The organism is Marinobacter sp. G5_S1_61_S3 (genome assembly GCF_054968585.1).
In genome coordinates this window covers 17,066-39,842 of sequence record NZ_JBQKUK010000009.1, presented here as the reverse complement: position 1 = coordinate 39,842, position 22,777 = coordinate 17,066, and the positions used below count along the sequence as shown (strand labels likewise).

Annotated in this window: 20 protein-coding genes; 17 read left to right on the top strand and 3 right to left on the bottom strand. The window is 48.8% G+C overall.

The window, feature by feature from the left end; all coding sequences use genetic code 11:
• Positions 1–15: 15 nt before the first annotated feature.
• The 16 genes from ACTRWH_RS10220 to ACTRWH_RS10145 all read left to right on the top strand — a co-directional run bounded on the left by ACTRWH_RS10220 (position 16) and on the right by ACTRWH_RS10145 (position 17,893).
• On the top strand, positions 16–744 hold the full coding sequence (locus ACTRWH_RS10220; protein WP_462826381.1) for a PEP-CTERM sorting domain-containing protein: 729 nt from the start codon (positions 16–18) through the stop codon (positions 742–744).
• A gap of 149 nt (positions 745–893) precedes the next feature.
• The gene (locus ACTRWH_RS10215; protein ID WP_091641255.1) at positions 894–1,577 is read left to right on the top strand and encodes a PEP-CTERM sorting domain-containing protein; all 684 of its coding nucleotides are present in this window, start codon (positions 894–896) and stop codon (positions 1,575–1,577) included.
• A gap of 193 nt (positions 1,578–1,770) precedes the next feature.
• Positions 1,771–3,183, top strand: a complete 1,413-nt coding sequence (locus tag ACTRWH_RS10210; RefSeq protein ID WP_036205410.1) for a TIGR03013 family XrtA/PEP-CTERM system glycosyltransferase — start codon at positions 1,771–1,773, stop codon at positions 3,181–3,183.
• A 62-nt stretch (positions 3,184–3,245) separates the two neighbouring features.
• A complete protein-coding gene (locus ACTRWH_RS10205; RefSeq protein ID WP_041336736.1) occupies positions 3,246–3,890 on the top strand; it encodes an XrtA/PEP-CTERM system exopolysaccharide export protein in 645 nt (214 codons plus the stop codon).
• Positions 3,891–3,930: 40 nt separating this feature from the next.
• The gene (locus ACTRWH_RS10200; protein WP_041334832.1) at positions 3,931–5,454 is read left to right on the top strand and encodes an XrtA system polysaccharide chain length determinant; all 1,524 of its coding nucleotides are present in this window, start codon (positions 3,931–3,933) and stop codon (positions 5,452–5,454) included.
• Complete coding sequence (locus ACTRWH_RS10195) at positions 5,454–6,368, top strand: P-loop NTPase family protein (RefSeq protein WP_041334830.1); 915 nt, start codon at positions 5,454–5,456, stop codon at positions 6,366–6,368. Before ACTRWH_RS10200 ends, ACTRWH_RS10195 begins: the two co-directional genes overlap by 1 nt.
• Entirely contained in the window at positions 6,361–7,653 is a 1,293-nt protein-coding gene (locus ACTRWH_RS10190) for an outer membrane beta-barrel protein (RefSeq protein ID WP_151982353.1), read from the top strand. Before ACTRWH_RS10195 ends, ACTRWH_RS10190 begins: the two co-directional genes overlap by 8 nt.
• A 47-nt stretch (positions 7,654–7,700) precedes the next feature.
• On the top strand, positions 7,701–8,606 hold the full coding sequence (locus ACTRWH_RS10185) for an XrtA system polysaccharide deacetylase (protein ID WP_052479523.1): 906 nt from the start codon (positions 7,701–7,703) through the stop codon (positions 8,604–8,606).
• A gap of 31 nt (positions 8,607–8,637) precedes the next feature.
• On the top strand, positions 8,638–9,795 hold the full coding sequence (locus ACTRWH_RS10180; protein WP_151982351.1) for a glycosyltransferase family 2 protein: 1,158 nt from the start codon (positions 8,638–8,640) through the stop codon (positions 9,793–9,795).
• Positions 9,796–9,805: 10 nt separating this feature from the next.
• Positions 9,806–10,930 (top strand): glycosyltransferase, encoded by a 1,125-nt coding sequence (locus ACTRWH_RS10175; RefSeq protein WP_127401456.1) that lies wholly within the window; start codon positions 9,806–9,808, stop codon positions 10,928–10,930.
• On the top strand, positions 10,927–12,033 hold the full coding sequence (locus tag ACTRWH_RS10170; RefSeq protein WP_127401454.1) for a glycosyltransferase: 1,107 nt from the start codon (positions 10,927–10,929) through the stop codon (positions 12,031–12,033). Before ACTRWH_RS10175 ends, ACTRWH_RS10170 begins: the two co-directional genes overlap by 4 nt.
• On the top strand, positions 12,030–13,370 hold the full coding sequence (locus tag ACTRWH_RS10165) for a phenylacetate--CoA ligase family protein (RefSeq protein WP_269399927.1): 1,341 nt from the start codon (positions 12,030–12,032) through the stop codon (positions 13,368–13,370). The genes ACTRWH_RS10170 and ACTRWH_RS10165 overlap by 4 nt, the downstream gene beginning before the upstream one ends.
• Positions 13,371–13,372: 2 nt before the next feature.
• Positions 13,373–14,260 (top strand): glycosyltransferase family 2 protein, encoded by an 888-nt coding sequence (locus ACTRWH_RS10160; protein ID WP_269399926.1) that lies wholly within the window; start codon positions 13,373–13,375, stop codon positions 14,258–14,260.
• Between the two features lie 157 nt (positions 14,261–14,417).
• Positions 14,418–15,260 carry a polysaccharide deacetylase family protein gene (locus tag ACTRWH_RS10155; protein WP_269399925.1) on the top strand — a complete coding sequence of 281 codons (843 nt, stop codon included), beginning with the start codon at positions 14,418–14,420 and terminating at the stop codon, positions 15,258–15,260.
• A 202-nt stretch (positions 15,261–15,462) separates the two neighbouring features.
• Positions 15,463–16,656 carry a CoF synthetase gene (locus ACTRWH_RS10150; protein ID WP_269399924.1) on the top strand — a complete coding sequence of 398 codons (1,194 nt, stop codon included), beginning with the start codon at positions 15,463–15,465 and terminating at the stop codon, positions 16,654–16,656.
• Between the two features lie 223 nt (positions 16,657–16,879).
• Positions 16,880–17,893: a glycosyltransferase gene (locus ACTRWH_RS10145; protein ID WP_331283807.1), complete on the top strand. Its 1,014-nt coding sequence runs from the start codon at positions 16,880–16,882 to the stop codon at positions 17,891–17,893.
• 242 nt (positions 17,894–18,135) lie between these two features.
• On the opposite strand, the gene ACTRWH_RS10140 is transcribed toward ACTRWH_RS10145, so the two are convergent.
• The 3 genes from ACTRWH_RS10140 to ACTRWH_RS10130 form a co-directional block, all read right to left on the bottom strand.
• On the bottom strand, positions 18,136–19,167 hold the full coding sequence (locus tag ACTRWH_RS10140; protein ID WP_269399922.1) for a hypothetical protein: 1,032 nt from the start codon (positions 19,165–19,167) through the stop codon (positions 18,136–18,138).
• Between the two features lie 200 nt (positions 19,168–19,367).
• Positions 19,368–20,702 carry an O-antigen ligase family protein gene (locus ACTRWH_RS10135; protein ID WP_269399921.1) on the bottom strand — a complete coding sequence of 445 codons (1,335 nt, stop codon included), beginning with the start codon at positions 20,700–20,702 and terminating at the stop codon, positions 19,368–19,370.
• A gap of 29 nt (positions 20,703–20,731) precedes the next feature.
• Positions 20,732–21,466, bottom strand: a complete 735-nt coding sequence (locus ACTRWH_RS10130; RefSeq protein ID WP_269399920.1) for an aspartyl/asparaginyl beta-hydroxylase domain-containing protein — start codon at positions 21,464–21,466, stop codon at positions 20,732–20,734.
• Positions 21,467–21,639: 173 nt separating this feature from the next.
• On the opposite strand from ACTRWH_RS10130, the gene ACTRWH_RS10125 reads away from it, so the two are divergent.
• Entirely contained in the window at positions 21,640–22,614 is a 975-nt protein-coding gene (locus ACTRWH_RS10125; protein ID WP_052479518.1) for a glycosyltransferase family 2 protein, read from the top strand.
• The last annotated feature ends 163 nt before the right edge of the window (positions 22,615–22,777 follow it).

The following is a 22,777-nucleotide window of genomic DNA, read 5'->3' as shown; positions in this document are numbered from 1 at the left end:
ATATGGAGTACTGATATGAACACACTACAAACAGTCGGCGCCATTGGGGTTCTCCTTGGCGCCTGCAACTGGGCCAGCGCTGCGCCCATTCTCAGCATTAGTAGCCAGGGCGCTACAGCGGCCGCCTCCGCGGAACAGGACTTCCTGGACGCTGCGCATTCCGGTTATCTCACCGAAACGTTCGATGATAATTCTTTTTACACCGTTGGAAGCCAGGCTGGCACCATCACCTCCTCAGTGGGTGTTGGGGCCTTTACCAGTGCGGTGCCAGGTTCAGGCGGGTTGTGCGATAGCGGTCCCTATAACTGCAATGGCGGTCTTGCCGTATTGAACGCCGGCGCCAGTCCCTTTAGCGGGCGCTATTCCGTATCCGGGGATAACTGGTTGGACAGTATGGATGCACGCCAGATGGTTATTTCTCCAGCGGCTGGTTTTAACGCCATGGGTTTCTATCTGACAGACCCCAACGATGCTGGCGGACGCCTCTCGATTGGCGGGTTCGATTTCAGCTTCAACGACATATTTGGGTCTGCTCTGGGCAACGGCAGAGTTTTCTATGTCAGCCTCTATGACGCAGCGGGTTTGGGGGATGTCAGTATTTTTTCCAACAACCCCAATGATGGGTACGGCATCGACAACATAACAGTCGCCAATGTCACAGAGCCGGGTACGCTGGCGTTGTTCGCGCTGGGACTGCTAGGGATTGGACTTTCGCTTTCGCGGAAGTCAAAGCGCAATCGCTGAGGATCAATGGCGGTGTGTCAGTATATTTTACGCAACCCAAATATTGCCAATGTAAGTTATTGTTTAATAATGAATAAATAATTGGCACGACAACTGCATTGTTTTGGGCGGTTGATGAGAATCATAAGATGTAGACAAGGAGCAGTAAAATGAAAATGACTTCAAAGCTGATTGCAGCGGCGATGCTGGTGGGAACGTTCTCGGTAGCTCAGGCCGCTCCAATGGACGTTTTCGACCTGAAAACAGACGGTGGCGCGGACGTGTTTACCGATTCCCTCGGTGAAGGCGCGTTCTACGACAACGGAGCCTCTTTTGCAAAACTGAACGATGTTGATGGTAACCAGGATTCAGCCGGTGCCTTCCTGCTGTTTGAATTTGCAGGTTTTGCGAACATCAACAACTTCGGTATCTATAACCTGAACGACACCAACGAAACACTTCAGGTGTTTTCAGGGTCAGAAGGCTCTGGCGGTCGCCAGGTAGAATTTGACCTGGACGCCGGAACGGCTTCCACTCACTTCGGAACAGCCAACATTGGCTCTACGTTCGGCTTCTATCTGCAGCGTGGCAACACCACGTTCTATTCAGATGCCAGCCTGAACGGCGGCGTTGACATGACACGGATCTTTGACGTGACTGGCAGCCAGAACAGCAGCTTCTTTGGCAGCTCACTGATTGTGGCCTTCGAAGACCTGATTGATGGTGACTTTGATTACAACGATCTGATCGTTGGTATTTCAGACGTGCAAGCGGTGCCCGAGCCAGGAACGCTCGCTCTGTTTGGTCTTGGCCTGCTGGGCCTGGGTATGACTCGCCGTCGCAAGTCAGCCTGAGCTAAGTAAGCCATCGAACACCCTGCCTTGATCTCCGGGGCGGGGTGTTTTGCGTTTCTGGCGTCGCGTCGGGTGCCGTCCTTCTACTGTCCCTGATTGCAGTATCATTAAAATGCAGTAAACTCTGTTCATTGTTAGATCTGCAGCATGGGATGCGCAGGCGCGTTTACAGTGAACAGCAAAAGGAGTTGGCGTGGCCCACGTCAGATTGTTCAAGCACTACATTCATGTTCCCTTCGTCATTCTGGGCCTTATTGACTTAATTGTCCTGGCAGTTAGTTTCTGTATCGCCGCTTTTTTCCGCCATTTCGGCGATTCTTCTTTTTTCTTTGAAAGTATTCAGTTCCTACTACCTTCAGCGTTAGCCTTCGGTCTTGCAAATCTTTTGGTTATGGTTGCTCTTGGCGTTCATCAGTCACGCCTCGAAGAGGGTATGTCCGGGATGATGCTTCGCACCATTTTTTCACTCATCATTGGTGTGCCGGCATCAGCGTCTATTTATCTCTTGGCCGATCAATGGTTGTGGTATCTAGGCTTTACCGACTTGCTCACTTCAGCCTCTGTCCTTGGTTTCTTTTTTCTAGGGATTTATCGGTCAATATTCTTTGCATTTACCGGCAAGGACTCTTTCAAGCGCAAAGTGCTGGTTCTTGGGTCCGGGTTTCGTGCAAGGCAGTTGCTTGAAGACCTGACTACACCTTTCAATCGCAAAGGTTTCACGCTGTCGGGTTTCGTACCACTACCGGATGAGTCGTCGGAGATTGAAGAAAAGCACCTCATCAGGCTTCCCAATACACTTCACGACTATATACGGAAACACCCGGTCAGAGAGATAGTTGTGGCAGCGGATGACCGCCGCAAAGGATTGCCGATGGAGGATTTGCTTGAGTGCAAAATGGAAGGCGTAAAGATAGTTGACGCGGCGTCTTTCTATGAGCGGGAGTCACGTAAAGTTGCCTTGGAGATGGTTACCCATGGTTGGCTGGTGTTCTCTGACGGGTTTTCAGTCTCATCTGTATTTGGATTTGGAAAACGGTCTCTCGATATACTTGCCGCGACGATCTTATTGTTGGCCGGTCTGCCTTTGATGGCGCTTACCGCTATTGCGATAAAAATTGAAGATGGGTTGGCAGCCCCGGTATTTTATAGTCAAGAACGTGTCGGTCTTAACGGCAGAGTTTTCAGGGTTCACAAATTTCGCTCCATGACCACGGATGCCGAAAAGAATGGGGCAGTATGGGCGAGTAAAAATGACACCCGAGTTACGCGGGTTGGCGACTTTATCCGAAAAGTGCGTATCGACGAATTACCTCAAATATTCAACGTGATCAACGGAACCATGGCATTTGTAGGGCCTCGTCCGGAGAGGCCTATATTTGTCGAGAAATTGTCCGAGAGGATACCGTTCTATAGTGAGCGTCACCGGGTCAAGCCTGGTCTGACAGGCTGGGCCCAGCTTTGTTTCGCTTATGCTGACAACGAAGAGGACACCAGGGAGAAGCTTCGTTACGATCTTTATTACATCAAAAACCAAAGCCTTTTGCTGGATTTGTTGATTATAATTCAGACAGTGGAGGTGGTATTGTTCAAAAAAGGATCAAGATAATTCCAGCCAGTTACGTCGACTGATAAACGGAATACAGCATGGATATCTCAAGAGGAATAAAAATGTCACGGATCACTACTTTGCCAGGACTTGCTCTGTGCATCTCGCTGATGGTTATCGCTTCCGGTTGTGCAGGCCCCACTGCTTCATCCCCCGAAAAAATACAGCAGGCTCTATCCGCTGGGCCGTCAGGTAGTGTGAATAGCTATGTCCTGGGCGCCACTGACGTCGTCCGGGTGTCGGTATGGCGAAACGAGGATCTTAGTGTTTCGGTCCCCATTCGTCCTGATGGCAAAATCTCGGTGCCACTGATCGGTGATGTTCAGGCAAGTGGCAAAGAGCCGGAAGAGTTGGCAGACGACATCCGGGTTGAGCTTACCGAATATATCAGGGAACCCCAGGTAAGCGTGGTGGTGACCTCAATGGGAAGCCATGAGTTCACTGATCGTGTTCGGGTGACGGGAGCTGTGCGTCAGCAGGTCTCGCAGCCACACCGGGATGGGATGACGGTATTGGATATGTTCCTGAGTGCTGGCGGCGGAAACGAGTTTGCCGCACTAAACCGGTCAATGCTTTACCGGAAAATGAACGGTGAAGTGGTAGCGATCCCTGTAAAGCTTGACGACATTCTTAACCGCGGGAAAATAGAGACAAACTACGCCATGCGTCCGGGGGATATTCTGAGCGTCCCCGAGCGAAATTTCTGATCACGTAAACCCTGTAACAGTCAGACTGTTGGATTGAGCTATGGCACTTCCATTATCCCAGTTACCAGTTGAAATGCTGCGAGAAGTCCGGTCAAAGAAGTGGCTGGCATTTCTGGTGTTTGTACTGGTTAGTTTTGCGGTGCTTGCCGCCGGCTTTCTCTGGCCGTACAAGTATCAATCCGAAGTAGTGATATTCGTTGATGACAGCAATATCATCCGCCCGTTGATGGAAGGCAGTGCCGTTACCACTGAGATTAATGACAGAGCTTCTGCGGCGCGGGAAATGCTCCTTGGCCGCAGTATCATGGAAACGCTCGCGAAGGATAGTGACGTGTACGATAATGTCGATTTGCCGCCTGAGCGCCTGGAAAGTCGAATATCTGGCATTAGGGGAGGGCTAAGCGTACGCACACGTGGTGACAACTTTTTCAGTATCGGTTTCACCTCGTCATCCCCTATGGAAGCGTTCAAGGTGGCTCAGCGGCTTGGGCAACTGTTCATCGAACAGAGCAGAGATCGAAAGCGTGCCGAGAGCCGCAGCGCCTATGAGTTTATCGACCGCCAGGTCAAAGCCTATGAACAGCAACTTGCAGAGGCGGAGCGCCGGCTCAAGGAGTTCCTTTCAACGAACAAGGATGGGACCGAAGAAGACGCCAACAGAAGGATGGCCAATCTCCGCAGCCAGCTTGAGCTGGCCGAGTTGGAGCGCGCTGAGCTCACTACCCGGCTGGAATCGCTGCGAAACCAGCTGTCCCAGGTGCGTCCGACCATCTACCAAGGGCGATCTCAGGACGAATTTCAGGAAAGAATCTCATCGTTGCAGTCTCGGCTCGATAGCCTCCGTCTCCAGTACCACGACTCCTACCCCGATATCATTATCCTGCGGGAGCAGTTGGCAGAGCTGAAGAAGCAGCGCAATGCAGCGCTGGCGGATCGGGAAAATAACGGTGAAAGGTCGCTGGAAGGCAATGAGATTGTTAACCCCTTGCATCAGGAACTTAGTGCAAAACTCTCAACCACCCGTGCTGATATGGAAACGGTTGAGACTCGAATCCGCTCTCTGAAAAGGCTCATGGCCGAGCAGGAGGAGCGGATGGAGCGAATACAGGAAAACAAGACAGAGTACTCGCAGCTCACAAGGGATATGGAGGTCAACAAGGGCATATACGATGATCTTCTGAAGCGTCGTGAGAGGGCGCGTGTGTCAATGTCCCTGGACATTGAAGGGCAGGGCATGAATTACAAGATCAATGAAACCGCCCAGTACCCCACGTCGCCGGTTGGCCCGAAGTTTCCGATGTTTGCAATGGCAGGGCTGGTGTTAGGGCTTGTCGCACCGTTTGGCGCCATAGCCGGACTGCTACAAATTGATCCCAGGATTCGCGCCCGTGCGCAACTTGAGGAAGACATTGGCCTGCCGGTGCTTGCTGAAATTCCTGATGTGCGCACGCCCTATGAAAAAAGAAAAGACAGACGTCTCACGATTGCCATAGGGTTTCTCTCTGTTATTGCGATAGCTTTTTACGTTGCTATTGTTGTGGCGTCTGAATTGGGAGCAGTTTGATGTCGGAATCAAGGAATCGAGATGACGATGCGGTAGAACAGAAGCAACGTGCCGGTGGTGAAAGCGGCGACGGGCAGTCCAGGGAAGCCGGTTCCGAGCAATCGTGGTTCACTCAGCGTGACATAGCGAAAGAGGCGGAGAAGGGCGGGTTGCCATACTCTGAGTGGGAAGACTCCAGAATGTTGGTGCCCAGTTCGCTGGAGTTGGGGGCGGGTGCGGTTGACAAATATGTCATCAGCAAACAGATCGTAAAGATGCAGGAGCCACGTCGGCTTACGCCTGATGATCTTGACGAGCGCAGGATAATCTATCCTGAGTCGAAGAACCGCAACCTGGTAAACCGATTCAGGGCATTACGTACCAAATTGCTTGAGAACTCTGGCGGCAACAATTTTACTTTGGTTGTAACGGGTGCTTCAGCGGAGGCAGGCGCCTCATTTGTGGCTCTGAACCTGGCGGCCGCGTTTGCATTTGACCAGTCGAAAACCGCGTTAATCATCGACTGCAATCTTCGCGAACCAACGCTTCATTCCACCCTTGATATCATGCCTGAAACGGGACTGACGGATTTTCTCGATGATTCCGACTACGACATCAGCCGGATTCTATACCCCACCGGCATTCCTCGGCTCAGGCTTATTCCCGCCGGTAGTCGCAGGGAAACACCGGCTGAGTTTTTCACATCATTCAGGATGAAGCAGTTTCTGCAGGCCATACGGCGTAGATATCCGGATCGCTTTATCGTGTTGGATACCGCTTCCGTGGCGGATTCACCAGACGCCCGGATTCTGTCCGAGCTTTGCGACTACACGATGCTCGTCGTGCCCCATGGGAAGGTAACAGCAGGCACGGTTGAGAATGTCGCCACTGCGTTCAAACCGGAGAAGTTTGTTGGAGCGGTGATCAATGGTTAGAACGATCCGCTCAGCGATACGCTGGAAGCGAGAAGCCTTTTTACTCTTCGTTGTTGCCGCAACCGCGGTGTCCTCGGTGGCAACCGCTGAGCCTTTAAAGGTGTCAGCAGGCATCGACAATCGGCACAGCGATAATGCCCGAGAGGCGCCATCCAACGAGGAAAGTGACACCGAAACGCGTTTGAGAGTGAGCGTGTCCCATCAGAGTGATCCCGGCCGCTGCACATCGAACCTCGGAGCGACGTTGGGTTACGGTTACTGGCACAGTGATACCTTTGATCCGGAAACCTACACTAATGCCGATTTTTCCGGGGAGTGCGAGCTCGCTCACCAGCTCAACTGGGCTGTTTCCGATAATGTGAGGGATGTTAGCCAGGATAGCAGAGGGCCGTCCACGCCTGACAACACCACTCGAAAAAATGTTTTCAGAACCGGCCCCAACTACACTATTAAACTGAGTCCTCGCGACAGTATTCAGTTGTCCGCCGAGTACGAAAATACGCAATTCGAAGAGGCCGAGGAAACCGACAGTGATCGGGTCATCGGCATAATTGCATGGAACAGGCTGTTCAGTCCGACGTTTTCCGGTGGGGTCAGCGCCAGCACAGATCGGGCGGAACTGGATACCGATGAGGAGATCGATAAGGATACCCTCAGCCTTGTTTTCAACAAGCGTTGGCCAGCGATGCGAGTGTCCGGTTCGGTTGGCAACAGCCGAATTGAAAGCAGGTTTCGCGGCGTGAGCCAGGAATCAGATGGGGTCGTCGGTGACCTGATGCTCGAGCGAGAGCTCAATCCTTCGTCCGAAATCTATCTTCAAGCCAGTAGGCAGTTAACCGACCAGACCTCTGACTTTGACATCCAGTTCGATGATTTCGAATTCAATCTTCGAGAGACGACAACGGTTGAAGTAACAGCGCTGGAAGCCGGACTGGGTAAGCGGTTCAGTGATGCGAGTTCGGTCAATATCGGGCTTACTGCCAGCCGGTCTGACTACCTGCAGACGACCGACAAGGAAGAAAGGGCCGGGCTATCTTTGCGTTACTCCCGCCCGCTTGGATCCAGGCTTGATTTCAACGTCGGCGCGTCAATGACGCATTACCGCTACGAGGATGAGGGCGAGGATGACGAACTGTTCAATTCCAATGTGGGGTTAACCTACAAGGCAAGCAGAGATCTCAGTGTGTCTGGCCAGATTGGTCATAAGCAACGGACCAGTGATTTAGTCTCCAGAGAATACACGGAGAACTGGATAGCGCTGGGGCTCACCTATGCGATCTTTTAAACCTGGCCACGGAATATCAAGAGGAGGCGGCACCGTCGCTATGACTCATGAACACCATCAGTAACGCACTTACGATCGATGTAGAAGATTATTTCCAGGTAGCCGCGCTCGCCGAAGCCGTCGACCGGAAAGACTGGCACGATATGGAATATCGGGTTGAGGCCAATACCGACCGTCTTCTTTCCGTATTGGGTGATCACAACACGAAAGCCACCTTTTTTACCCTTGGCTGGGTTGCGGAAAAATCGCCCGCGCTGGTCCGTCGTATACACGATGCCGGCCACGAGGTGGCGAGCCACGGTTACAGCCATCAGCTTATCTACAAACAGACGCCAGAGGTGTTCCGCGAGGAAACCCGGAGATCCAAGGCTATCCTCGAAGACATTATTGGTGAACCGGTTACCGGGTATCGCGCTGCAAGTTATTCCATCACCGCCCAGTCACGCTGGGCGCTGGATATTTTGTGTGAAGAGGGGTTCACATGGGATTCCTCTATTTTCCCCGTTCACCATGACCGGTATGGAATGCCAGGTACACCCAGATGGCCGCATCGCCTGAAAACCGACAACGGTTCGGAGATCGCAGAATTCCCGCTGAGCACCTTGAAGTTGCCGGGCTACACTCTTCCAATCGCCGGAGGTGGCTACTTCCGTTTGTTCCCCTATTGGTTCAGCCAGTGGGGGCTTGGCTCGATCAACCGTATGGGCAAGCCCTTTGTCTTTTACCTCCATCCTTGGGAAATCGACCCTGGCCAACCGCGGCTCGACGTAAAGTGGTTCTCTCGTTTCAGGCACTACAATAACCTGGAAGTGTGTGAGCAGCGGCTGGTTAACCTGCTGAAAAGGTTTCGATTCACCACGATGAGTGACGTTCTCGTCGAGCAGGGTGTGCTGGGCCGGGATGCCAGCCCCCGGCAGACCGAGATGGGCACTGCCCGTTTGCTTGGGGGTTGAACGAAATGACCTTCTTCACGGATGAGACATCATGCTAACCCTGGTTTTCTGGCTTTCGCTGGCGCTGCTTTTCTATATCTATCTGGGCTATCCGTTACTGGCGTCGGTACTGGCCCAGATACGAGGCTTGCCAATCTCTACCGACGACTCCTATCAACCCACAGTGACCATTGTCATCGCGGCCTATAACGAAGCGGACAGCATTGAGGCAACACTGAACAACAAGCTGGAACTTGCCTATCCGGACGAAAAAATTGAAATACTGGTAGTGTCTGACGAATCAGACGATGGCACAGACAGCATTGTCGAACGGGTTGCTCAGTCATCCAGTCGCAGCATAAAACTCTTTCGTCAGGTACCCCGGCAAGGCAAGACCGCTGGCTTGAACACGTTGGTTGCGAACGCTACAGGGGACATTATCCTGTTCTCGGATGCGAACTCCCAGTGGGACCAAAACGCAGTGAATCATCTGGTGAGCAACTTCGCTGATGACGGTGTTGGCTATGTGACCGGAAAAATGGTTTACGTGGCCGCTGATGGTTCACTGGTGGGCGATGGCTGCAGCACCTACATGAAATATGAGAATTGGCTGCGGGTAAAGGAGTCTGCCATTGGCTCCGTCGTAGGTGTTGATGGTGGTATTGATGGCATTCGGAAGTCGCTCTATCAGTCCCTGCGAGCAGACCAACTCCCGGACTTCGTGCAACCGCTGAAGGTCGTTGAACAAGGGTATCGGGTTATCTACGAGCCCAGGGCACTGTTGAAGGAAGATGCCAACGAGGACAGCGTCAGCGAGTTCAGTATGCGTGTCAGAGTGAGTCTGCGAGCGTTGTGGGCCCTGAAGGACATGGCACATCTGATGAACCCCTTCAACTACGGACTGTTTGCGCTGCAAATGGTATCTCACAAACTGCTTCGCTATCTGGCGTTTGTTCCGCTGATAACGTTCACGGTGGCTGCCTTGCTGTTGGCCCCCCGGGGAGGCTTCTACGCATTGTGTTTCTTCGGCCTGGTGCTGCTCTACGCCTTTGGCTGGTTGGGACGTAAGGGCGAGGAGCGCGGCCGCAGTAGCTCCTTTGTTTATGCCGTTCCCTATTACTTCCTCTTGCTGAACATCGCATCGCTAAAAGCCACAATGGCGTTTCTGAAGGGAGAAAAGAAAGTAGTCTGGAACCCAAGGAAAGGTTGATACCGATAACATGAGAGTTCTTCACCTGATTGACAGTGGCGGTCTCTACGGGGCTGAGAAGATGTTGTTGACGCTGGTTTCCGAGCAAATGGCCGCAGGTTTGTTACCTACCGTTCTCAGTGCCGGTGAGACTGGTATTCAGAACAAGCCCATTGAAGTAGAAGCTAGGCGTCTTGGTATACCGGTAATTCCCTGGCGAATGAACCCGGGATTCAATCTAAAGGCTGCCCGCGACATACTCCGTTGGGCACAATCCGAAAACTACCAGATCCTCCATTCACACGGTTATAAGTTCAACGTGCTCATGGGCCTTTGGCCCGAATCGATCCGGAAAATACCTTTGATCGCTACACTGCACGGTTACGTAAGGGCGAAGCGATTCACAAAGGCCTGGGTATACGAAACGATAGATCGCCTGATCCTGGCGCGGTTGCGGCGTGTTGTGCTGGTCTCCGAAGCAATGAAACGTCAGGTTCCGGAGAAAATTGCCCGTTCTTCGAAGACTGTAGTGATCCCCAACGGGATGAGCATAGGTTCAATACGTGAGTCTGCGTCGAGTGAGCCCGCTGAGGCTGTGTTCGGATTCCTGAGCCGTTTTGATTCGATAGTATTGGGAGTAGGGCGCTTGTCCGCAGAAAAGGGGTTTGTCCGCCTGCTGGATGCATTTGCCGTGCTCAGGCAGAGCCATGAATTATTGGGCCTTATTATTATTGGCGAAGGTAAACAGCGGGCTGCGTTGGAAAGGCAGGTGTCCGATCTCGGCCTGGAGGATTTCGTTCAGCTACCGGGGTATGTCGACGAGGTTCCAGCGGTAATGAAAAGGAGCGATGTGCTCTGCATGCCGTCACTGACGGAAGGCCTCCCGATTACGCTGCTGGAGGCAATGGCCGTGGGAATCCCGATCGTCGCGTGCGACGTTGGTGAAATCGACAAGGTACTGGGCCATGGTGCGGGCGGACGAATAGTCCGCTATGAAGGGGCATCCCAGCTTGCAGGCGAATTGGCAGCCGTACTTGACCACAAAGACAGCGTCGACGAACAGGTCGAGTGGGCCCGGAACAGGGTGGAAACTGACTACTCGGCAAATGCGATGATGGAAAGCTATCTCGCTGTTTACAGACAGGTCACCCAATGAAGCTTAGTATTATCATGGATCGATACGATAATCCTTACGCCGGCACCGAAAGCCAGGTACTGAAGCTTGTCAATGGATTAATGGAGCAGGGATGGGACATACAGTTCGCTGTGCTTCGCGGAACGGATTACACCCGAAGCGGGATGTTTCCGGTGCCGGTACATGATCTCGGCGTGGGTAGTATTTCCAGCCCCGGCAGTTGGTTCAAAATGTACAGGTATGCCCGGTTATTGCGCAAGCAGGGGTTCTCCGTGGTCCATGCTTTTTTCAACGACACTTCCGTGATCGCTCCCCCCATGATGCGCCTTGCCGGCCTTAAAACACTCATCTCCAGAAGAGACATGGGCTTCTGGTACAGCGGGACCTATCTCAAGGCGCTACGCCTGACGGGTCGCTGCGTGCACGCGGCCGTATGTAACAGCAAAGCGGTAGCTGAAATCACGTCCCGATTTGAGAAGATGCCACTCGGAAAGATCCATGTGATCTACAATGGATACCCCGACATTTCGTCTGGCGAGCAGGTAACAGCCTCCGGGGAAAGTCGTTTTGAGGCCGAGGTTGTCGTGGGTATCGTTGCGAATCTTCGCCCGATTAAGCGTATTGAAGACCTGATTGAAGCGATTGGCCTACTGGCCAGGGAAGGCTTGCATCTCAAACTGAACGTAATCGGCGGCGGTGATCCCAGTGCCTATATGGAACAGGTAACGCGACTCGGGCTTGAAGGGCGCGTCCATCTGTTGGGGAGTCAGCCCGAACCTGAACGCCACATCCGTGACTTTGATATAGCCGTACTTTGTTCGGAAACAGAAGGCTTTTCCAATGCCATCATTGAGTACATGCGATGTGGAAAGCCGGTGGTCTGCACGCGTACCGGCGGCAACCCGGAAATTGTTGAAGAGGGCCTTAACGGCTACCTCGTGCCCGTTGGTGATGTTGAGGCTCTGGCAGACCGAATACGGAAACTGGCGGAAAATCCGAAGCTGCGCGAAAAAATGGGGAAAGCCGCTCAATCACAATTGGCTGACAAGTACTCCATGAAAGCGATGGTAGCCAAACACGTTGAACTTTACCGCCAAATTGAACCAGGGATGGTCGAGATATGATGCGAACACTCTCCAAACATATTTTTTACCCGCTATGGGACTTGAAAGACCGTAGCGGGCGACTTCGGGAATGGAAAACTCTCGAAGAGCAACAGTGGTGGCCACGCCAGAAGCTGCTGGACCTTCAGTTCAAGCGACTTCAGGACATGTTAATTTACGCTTCGAACCACAGCCCTCATTATAGAAAGCTGTTTGCCGAGCAAGGTATTGAGCCGGGCGCCATCAACTCGAAAGCGGCTTTCGAGGCGGTTCCGGTAACCACCAAACAGGATATCCGCAACAACCTGGACCAGTTTGTAAGCGACGAGTTCAGCAAGACCGATCTGGTAATGGCCAAAACTGGTGGGTCCACCGGTGTTTCACTGAATCTGTACTTCGACGAAGCCTGCCAGGAACGCCGTAATGGTGCCCAGTTGATGGCTGATCGATGGGCGGGCTGGGACCTTGGAATGAAGAAGGCCTCGGTTTGGGGTAACCCTCCCGTTGCGGAAACGTTGAAACAGAAACTGCGTCTTCACCTCCTTGACCGCACAATCTATCTCGACACCATGGACCTGAATGACAAATCCATGGGAGAGTTTGTGGAACGATGGCGCAGAGAGCAACCAGGCGCCGTATTTGGGCACGCTCATTCAATCTTCATCTTTGCGAACTACCTGGTATCCAATCGCATTGAGGATTTGAAGCCGGACGGGATTGTTGCCACATCCATGATGCTACTCGACCATGAACGGAGAGTGATTGAACAAGCCTTTGGCTGCCCGGTGACGAATCGCTATGGTTGCGAGGAAGTTGGACTGATTGCCTGCGAGTGCGAACAGCACCAGGGTATGCACCTCAATCTACCGCATGTGTATGTGGAATTTCTGGATGCCAATAATCGCCCGGTGAAGCCTGGCGAACCCGGTAAGATCGTTGTAACGGACCTGAATAACCGCGGCATGCCACTCATTCGTTACCGGGTTGAGGACGTAGGTGTGTACACCGAGAAAACCTGTAGCTGTGGACGGGGGATGTCTATTCTTGAGCGCCTTGAGGGGAGGGTAGCGGATTTTCTCAAATTGCCTGCAGGCGGGCAGGTAGCCGGCATATCGCTGGTGGAACGTACCTTGACCAAAGTGCCGGGCATCGAGCAGATGCAGCTCGTTCAGGATGCGCTGGACCACGTGATTATCAATCGCGTCAAAGGTCAGGATTTCAACGAACATACGGACACGGGACTTATAAGCGCCATGCGGGAAGTGTTTGACGACAGCGTAGAACTCGAGATCAAAGATGTCTCAAATATCCCTCAGGAAGCGTCTGGTAAGTACCGGTTCTCAATATGCAAGGTATAAGAATGAATGATCAGCCTCTGGTAAGCGTTGTTATAGCGACATACAACATGGGCCAGTACCTTCCAGAGGCTATTGACTCCGTACTAGCTCAAAGGTGGGAAAACCTGGAAGTGATAGTAGTAGACGACGGCTCAACGGACGATACGCCAGAACAAATGAAGCGGTTTGAGGGCAATGGCCGAGTGAGGTACCTACCTACGGAAAATCGCGGCCAGCCCAAAGCAAAGAATCGTGGCCTCAAGGAGGCAAACGGCGATTTCATTGCATTCTGCGATGCCGATGACATCTGGCACCCAGAGAAATTGAGCGTACAGATGCCATTGTTTGAGGTTCAAAATACCGGGGTGGTCTACAGCGAGGTTTCGTACATAGACCAAAACGGCAAGACAATTGATAAACCTCAGCCTTATGAGCGATATAGTGGCGAGGTAACCAATCACCTGATTATAAAAAATTTCGTTCCGTTTGGCACAGCGGTTATACGCAGGGAGTGTCTGGAGAAAAATGGGTACTTCGACGAAGATCTGCCAATGGGAATCGATTGGGACCTTTGGCTAAGATACTCCATGGACTGGAGGTTTCAGTATACGGAGGAAAAAACCTATATCTATCGTATATGGCCAGGACAGATGTCTAAAAACTATCGTGGTCGTTACGATAATGCTTTTCGAATCCTAAAAAAGTTCATAACCAACAATCCTACTGCAGTACCGATCAAGCTGCAGGCTCGTGCCTGGTCGGATATGTATGTAAGTCGTGGCATGTCTGTGGCACATGGCGAAAAGACGTTTTCAGAGCCTTTCAAGGATATCCTGATGGGCTTACGCCATGACTTTTTCTATATGTTCGCATGGAAAGCCCTGGCGAAGTTGTTGCTAAGACGGATCTAATTATGTACTTAGTCGGGAAGGGGTTATGGGCCTAAATCAACTGATCTATCGCGTTTGTAGGCCGTTGGGCGGCCTGGCGGTAGCTAGATATCTTACACGGTGGCACCCGAGAGTTCTCATGTACCATAGAATAGGTGCATCCGAGAACAGAACCGGTATGACCGTTGATATCTTTCGCCAGCAAATGAAAATGATAAAACAGTCATTCAATGTGATAACTTTGGATGAGCTCGTTAATGCAAATGACAATGCTTGCTTGCCAACAAATGCTGTCGTAGTAACCTTTGATGATGGCTACCATGACTTCGCTGACTATGCTTTCCCGGTACTTAAAGAACTAGATATACCAGCCACTCTCTTCGTGACAACAGGGTTTGTAGAGGGAGATCTCTGGCTTTGGCCAGACCAGATACGTTATGCACTCGATAATACAAGAATAAGGGAATTCTATTTACCTAATATCCCCAAGGTATTGAATATTGCTGTGGAGCCTGAACAATGCTGGCACCAGATAGCAGATCACTGCATGGTGATATCGAACATAGAGAAGCTTGAACTGATAGATAATCTTTTCCGGCTTCTGGACGTTGAAAAGCCGAATAAAGCTCCAACTGTCTATCGGCCATTAACCTGGGAGCAAATTAGGGAGATGGTCGCAGGAGGGTTGGATATCGGGAGCCATTCACACAGTCATCCAATTTTAACACAGCTGGAGGGTTCTGAGTTACAGAGGGAGTTATTCTATTCACGTAGTTTGATAGAAAAGCGATTGGCTTGTAACGTTCGAGCATTTTGCTACCCCAATGGGCAACAAGTTGATTTCAATGAGAGGATAAAGTCCGAGGTTCGTGATGCAGGCTATGAGTATGCAGTTGCCGCATTTCCAGGTGCGGATACTTTGGGCGACCGATGGGCCATCAATCGCTATCCCGTAAGCTCCTCGACCAGTTCACTCGAGAAGACCCTATTTGGCTTAACGTACTTAAATTCCAACCGATAGGAAACTAAAATCGCTTTTTGGGAACTGTTGAGCGATCTAACACTGTATACATTGAGTCCACTAGTAGATTTTTACGAAAAGTTAAAAAATAAAAGACCGAAAGTACAGATTTATAAGAACCATTTAACTAGATTTCGATAACAGGATATTACGGGCAATGCGGAGACTGCGGTATTTACTTAGTAGGTTTTTTTTTATTGCAATGGGGTTGTCCGTAACGAAATGGCGAAAAGAAGTAGAGGCGTTATGGGCGCTTCCCGAAACTGAAAGGTTGAAAAAAGTTGAAAATCAGCTCAAGGTTAACCGTCCACTGAACGCTTGTGGTGACGAGGTTACGAGCTTGACGCAGCTCTATGAATCCCCCCCTCTTTCAAAGAAAGCTCTGAGAGAACAACGTGACAGTAAAGGCCGGTCCACCAGGCATTGGTCATTTAACCGCCATACTGCCGGGACGACAGGAGAGCCCACCCATATTACGGTTAACCGAATAGAACTTGGCCGGATGCTCGGCATTCGGGATTATTGTTTCCGGCATTATGGTGTGAAACTTGGAGAGAGAGAGGCGAGGCTATGGGGGAGACCTGAATCTGGTTTAACGTCACGGCTCAAAAGTGCCGTGATGAACAGGCGGATTTTTCATCCCGTGGGTTCTCATGCAAGGGAAGAAATTGTCAGCATGATGGAGTGGCAACCAGATTATATATATGGCTATTCGTCACTATTGCTTGAAGCCGCTAAGACTCTGGCTGATACGAATTTTGACTTTTTGCCTCCTAAATGTGTGGTTTGTACCGCGGAGACGATTCTCCCCGCTCAAAAATCTTATATCTCCCGAGCCTTTAAGGCGCCTGTTGCCGAAGAATATGGTTCTACTGAATTTGATGTGATCGCATTCGAGTGCGCAGACGGTCATAGGCATTTAGTCAATCCTTGGCTAATTTTAGATGAGCACGAGGGGTTAGTTTCCGATGTATCTAGAGCCACTCAACATATAATTCGATACCAATTAGGCGATTCCTTTTCCATTGACAAAGTTTCTTGTCGAAAAATAGGTAGCATTGATTTCATAGAACAATTGCACGGTAGGACGTCAGACAGGTTTTTTTATATTACGGAACGCGAAAAAATTCATGCTACCGTATTCTCTAAGATAATTGATGGGTATACAAAAAAATCAAATGAGGCTTTTATATTTTCTCTTGTTCAGTCCAAGTATTCTGAGCTTGATGTGTTTATTAGTGGTGTTCGGGAGAGTGATGTGAGCGATCTAGAAGTTTATATTGAGAGAGAGATTAATCGTATCGAAGGTGTTAGAGTTGACATTAACGTATCATTATTCTCTGAATTGAAAGCGAATAAAAAGAGAAATTATTTTACACAAAATATTATTGTTTGAATCTGTGAAATTATATGTCAGACAAACGTAAGTGCACTTTAATTCCGATATCTTAAGGGGTCACTAGTAAGTTGTTATCGAAATTCAGATGGTTAACGAAAAGTGCATAGAGAATAGATGAAGGCTGTTGTTCTTAAGATAGTAGAGTTGGTAGAGTGCTAATCACAGGAAAATTAGTTTTCATAACCTGTTGGATAAACTAGTCGAAAATGGATAGTGAGTAATGAGTGAGTCGCAATCAAAGGTTTGGATATGCTGGGAAAATCATAGACGATCTCGAGAGCTCGCAAAAGGTCTAGATGCAGAATTTTGCTTATTTTCACTGAATGCATCTAGGTTTATTCGTTATCCATATTTAATATTTAGAACTGTTTTTTTTGTTCTTAATAAGAATCCCGATATTGTTTTTTGCCAGAACCCTTCTATTGTTCTCACGTTTTTCTTATCACTTATGAGAAAAATAATGAGATTTAGGCTGGTAGTGGATCGACATTCGAACTTTAAAATGGAATATTCTCGCTCGAATAACATAAAATGGAAAATATTTCATTGGCTTAGCCGATATACTGTCAAGGCCTCGGACCTAACTATTGTGACAAATGGATTTTTGAAAGAATTAGTTGAGAGGTTAGGTGGTGAGGCTTTTATCCTAGAAGATAAAGTGCCAGATATGTTTTTAGCTAGTACGCAGAACCCTCCTTACTTTATGGACTATGACACGCCTTATTTTCATGTGATGGTTGTTTCAACTTTCAGCTCAGATGAACCGATTTCTCAAATAATTGAAGCCTCTCGAGAATTGCCGAGCGACTTTAGAGTTTATCTAACAGGAAACTATCGAAAAAAATTTAGTGTATTGGACGTGGAAAAACTCAAAGAGAGTGGAATAATATTAACGGGTTTTATCAGTGAAGAAGAATACCAAGCGTTAATGCACTACTCAGATGTGATCGTTATACTCACACTAAAAAACGATATATTAAATTGTGGCTCTTATGAAGCTGTTGCTCTAGAGAGGCCTATGATTCTGTCTGATACGAAGATAATCAGAAATTATTTCAGAAGTGGTTGTTTATATACCAGGCCTACAAAAGATGATATTTTTAAAAATATTCTCTTATCAAAAGAAGTCAACAATGAACTAAAATCTGATTTGGTTGAATACAAGCCATATTTAGTGGAGTCATGGTCCAAGAAATTTGATCGCTTGAAATATAAAATAGGCTGCTTGGATTAATTTCAGAATGCCTCTTCTAGAGATATCGATGTTATTCCTCCAATAACGATATGGCTAATTAGAGTTTAGAAATATTTTTTATGTATATGGTTTTCATTCATAAAGACAAAAGCGCTTTTGTCTTTTAAACGTTTGTAGGTTGAAATTTCGCCGCTATGGAATGGAGTCTGCTACTGACCTGCAAGAAGGAGGGGGGCAAGGCTTTTCCTATGCCCCCATTTTGAGCTATCGAGTTATGATAGCTATAATCTAAGCTCTATCCGCGCAGGGCATTTCGGACAAAGGGTGACACCGTTTTGGTTTGCAGCACCTGATTGATCTACTACATATAGATAGTAGCTCTGCCCATCATCCAAAATTTCTTCTGCGTCTACATGTATTCGCGTCGTTGTCCACTTTCTTGGGAAAAGTGCTAAATGCTCTGATTTTGCTCTATCCCAAGTCTTATGTAGCGAGGCTACCACTCTTGTTGGCTTCTGGGAGACGTATATATTATCGATGTGGAACTCCAAATTCTGATATGGGTCTGACACGCTCGGATCAAATCCAATAAGCTTAGCGTTAAGTCCTTTGTTTATCGGAGACTTTCTGAAATCCTTCACGTTGTGAAGCAAATCTCCGTTTACCCAAGTTCTTATAGAGTTGTTACTTGAGTCGACGTAAATCTCCATTAGATTCCATTTGTTTTCGTCGCCGGACCAAGTGCCCCATTCCACGCCTTCTAGCCCCAAGTCGCCAGTCGAATATGTTAGGTGCATGTTCGTCCATGAGATTCTTGTGTTATTTCCGCCGTCATCGTCCCATATTCTAATGAATTTATTAGATCCGCCAGCAGCATTTGGGCTTTCGGAAGGTTTGAACCACCAAGACACGTACAGAGAGTTATTGTTTTCGTCTTGGAACGGTGTGAAGTAGCGGTTGTAACTCTTTCTTTTTCCGTAATAAAGTCTATTTGATTGCTCTCCTAAGGGTCCGGTACCCGATACTACTTCAAGGGGTGTGGCCCACGCAGATCCCTCTTCAGACCAAAGTTCCGAAGGCGATAGCGTGCTGTAACTATCGTTTTGCTGAACCACCTGCCAGTCATCTGCAGTATCCAGAATTATTGGAAACTCTGCAGACTCGAAATTACTGCCTGTAATAATCAATGTCTGACCATCTGCTTGATCTGTAGTAACACTTTGCACATTCGGTGCACCAAAAGCTAAAGCAGGTGCCCAAGCAAGTGACGCCAAAATTACCAGGTTGGTTATAACGCTATACCTGAGTCTCATCTCAATTCCTCATTCTCATAGTAAGGCAACTATGTCTGTGTATCGCACCAGCCACTTAGCCTATCCTTAGAAGTGCCTAGGCATCTGGAATTACGTACCAATCTCCGGTTTCCGCCTGTAACGCTTTGTGTGTTTTTGTTTGCATTAGGACTCGAAATTAGACATACCGTCAGTTTAGTCCGGATTTTTTGCTCACTCTACTAATTGAAAGCTTTTTGCATATAACGTTTTGCGGTAAGAGTGGATTCAATATTACTATTCGATACATCGGTATGGCTGTTTTGGTCATTTATGCGATATATTGCAATAGATATACCTAATGAAAACCACCAGTAGATTTCGTAGGTGTCCATCCCAAACAATCCCAAAAAAAGACGAGCATATATGAACGCAATGATGGCTCTCGACATTGCTTTTATAAATGGTGATTGGTTCGGCGTATTGGCGATTTTTTGATTAACTGCAATTATTCTACGCACAAAAAGGAAAAAGGCAGATATTCCTAATATGCTCATGTTGGTTAATAGCTCAAGGTATAGATTATGGGTATCTTGAAACCTTCCAAACATATCAATTCTTACGCTTGGAAATGCAGCGACCCCGACGCCCCAAGGATTAGATAAAAAAACTAAAATTGCATCTTTCATTATTTGGATTCGGGCGTCAGATGACGAACCCTCTGCTTCTTCTAGTGTAAAAATCGACTGAATCCGTCCTACATAGGCTTCAGGCAGAGCAAGGTACGCAACTAATATTACAAGAAGCCCTATTAAAGTGTACTTAAATTTGTGTAAGCGTAGCTTTTCACGCCAGAAATAGAGTCCTAGAAGGGCTGTGGCTACGTAACCAGTTCTTGAGCCGGTAAAAACTATAATGGTTATCGAGAATACCAACAAAAGGCCTAGAAGGGCCTTTTGCCAGCGGTTCGCGATAGGATAGAGGTAGAAGATGAATGGCAAGCAACCAACAGCCATACCACTGTATGAATTTGGATGCCTATAAAGAGGGGTTACTCCATGCAAGCGTGGAATACCTTGATTTTGCCAAACCATCCCACCTGTCAATGTGCCCATAAATCCTTCTTGGCCCATCTTTAGCATCGCTAGAAGAAAGGCACCTATTATTAATTTTAGAGCCCACTCGGTGCGAACAAATGCGGCGATAAACGCAGCAAGCATGGAGAACTTCACTACGCGGTTGAAGAAGATATTCCAAGACTGAGCGTGATCGTAAGAAAAGGCCGTATAGAAGGCCACAACCGAGAAAAAAAATATTACTGGTCCTTTTAGAGGAGTAGACTTTTTTTCATTTAGTAGTTTAATTGCTGCGCAAACGCTTAAAAAGGCTCCAAGAATAAACTCGAATCGAATGGTTCCGAGGAAATCTACGCGCAGCCCAATTTGAAGATACCAAGAAAAAATGTATATACAGGTTAAATAAACAAATAGCCTTTGTTCTTTTGGTTTTGCGTTGTAGCTTTGTTGAGAATTACTACTCTCTGCTACTTCGTGTGAGCTTCTATACTTTGATTTCATAAGTAGATCGACAATTGGTGACTTCGGACTTATGTCTTTGGAAAGTATCTATGTCGGAATCGCTGAAGCCATGAGCCGTTGTAGTTCTGCCAAAATTTGGTCGTCCAAATTACTTTCTTTCTCCTCAGATACCAAAACAAAGGTAACGTTACTCGATAGAATGCCATTTCGACTCGATCAGTAGGGCTGGGCTTAGGGAAAAACTGTTCCAACCAATCGTTTACGCCGAGGTCCATGACTAGATGATAGCGAGGCGAATCGCCGTCATTCATCACGTAATGCAGCTTTGAAAAATTAACATAGTAAAGTCGACCAGTATCCATTTTGATCTTTTCGCCATCGACCCAGAAATAGACGCCGGAGTTTGTTTCGATAGGGATATGGAGACGAACCTTTCGGAATGCGAGATTTGCCACTTCATGGCCGATGTCACGATGTTTATCGATCCCAGAGCCAGGATCCAGTCGGGTAATACGGATGCGGCCTTGAGGGCAATGAAAAGAATCCAGAAGCGAAGAGAATGCCGGGAGGTCAGCGCAAATCTCAGTCCGTTTCATCTCCTCATATGGAGCGGCACGTTGTGACTCTGGTCCACTTGCTTCCCCGTTTTTAGAAACTAGTGGTATGGATTTCCAGCCTCGTGAGAGGGTTACATCATAGTGCTCCAGCCAGCTGTCATCCTTCAGCTGATCAAGCTCCCGCCGCAATTCGTCGATGTTGATGGCGAAAGGCAGTTGTTTGGTCAGATCGCACCAAGTGTACATGTTCAGCTCCTTCGAACTCGCAGGGGTGGTCTATGGAAGTAAGTCTATCTCAACCTCTGTGGCTTTCGCACTGTCTGCTTTTGTTTTTGTTGTAGACGTCCGCAATTCATAGTTTCTCTCCAGCCTTTTAACCATTAGTGTAGAATTCCGTCGTTCACAGGGAGTTAGCGCACGTGAAAGAATTCAGTTTCAGTATCATTGTTCCAAGCTTCAATGCGGCGAATACTCTACCGGAGACTCTGGCGAGCATCGTCCCGCAGCTGTCCGAGCATGATGAAATCATTGTGGTCGATGACGGATCGACCGATGAAACTCCCGATGTTATGGAGGGCTGGTCTACGTCACGAGTCCGCTATGTAAGACAGGCTAACAGCGGGGGGCCTGCAAGCCCGCGAAACCGCGGAATAAGGGAGGCAAACGGCTCGCTCATCGCTCTTTTCGACTCAGACGATATCATGCTTCCGGGAAAGTTGGAGGCGACCCGTCAGGCTTTTTCACACTATCCGGATGCTGGTCTGCTGTTCACCAATTTTTCGACAATTGATGAACTCGGAAATGTTTTGAGTTCCCGGTTCCTGGATAGTTATACGTTCACCGGTCCGTTTTGTGCAAAAGATGAGGCGTGCGTGAGAATTGAACCTCCGGAGGCCTATCGTGCTCTCGGGAGCGAGAACTATATTGGTACATCGGGGGTCGTTATTCCCCGAAAGGTGTTTGATCGGCTTGGGGGGTTTGATGAATCGCTGACCAATGGGGATGACAGGGATCTGTGGTTCCGGGTGACGCGCCAAGAGGTGGTCCTGTTTTTGCCTGGCTGCTACCACGCTTATCGTATTGGAAGTTCAAGCATTTCCAAGGGCAGTGCAAGAAAACGCACCCCCTCGAAAATAAAAGTTTTGGAAAGGCAATTGGACAATCCACTTGACGATGAATTTGCGCGGAGTATCCGTTCCTTGGTTTCAGACAACTACTGTGCGTTGGCCTACGAAAGCTTCCAGAAGAGTGAAATGGGACGATGCAGAGCGGAAGCCATACAGGCACTGAATGCTTCTATTAACTCCACGGCTTTGAAGCTCTATCTGCTGTCCTTTCTTGGCTCCAGATTGGCTGCAAGAATCAGGCAGCTCAAGAATTGGCGGGCTCGTTAGCGGATCGACCGAGCTTTTTGGTCGTCAGCTTTCTTTACATTGAGCTTTTTCATAACGACCTTTTGCGGCTTTTGTCTACTGTAAGTCCGAACCTTTTGTTTTAATGGTACAGGCTTTGCAGCGATCCTTTGGAGATGAGTTTTGTCCAAAGGAGAGGCTAGGG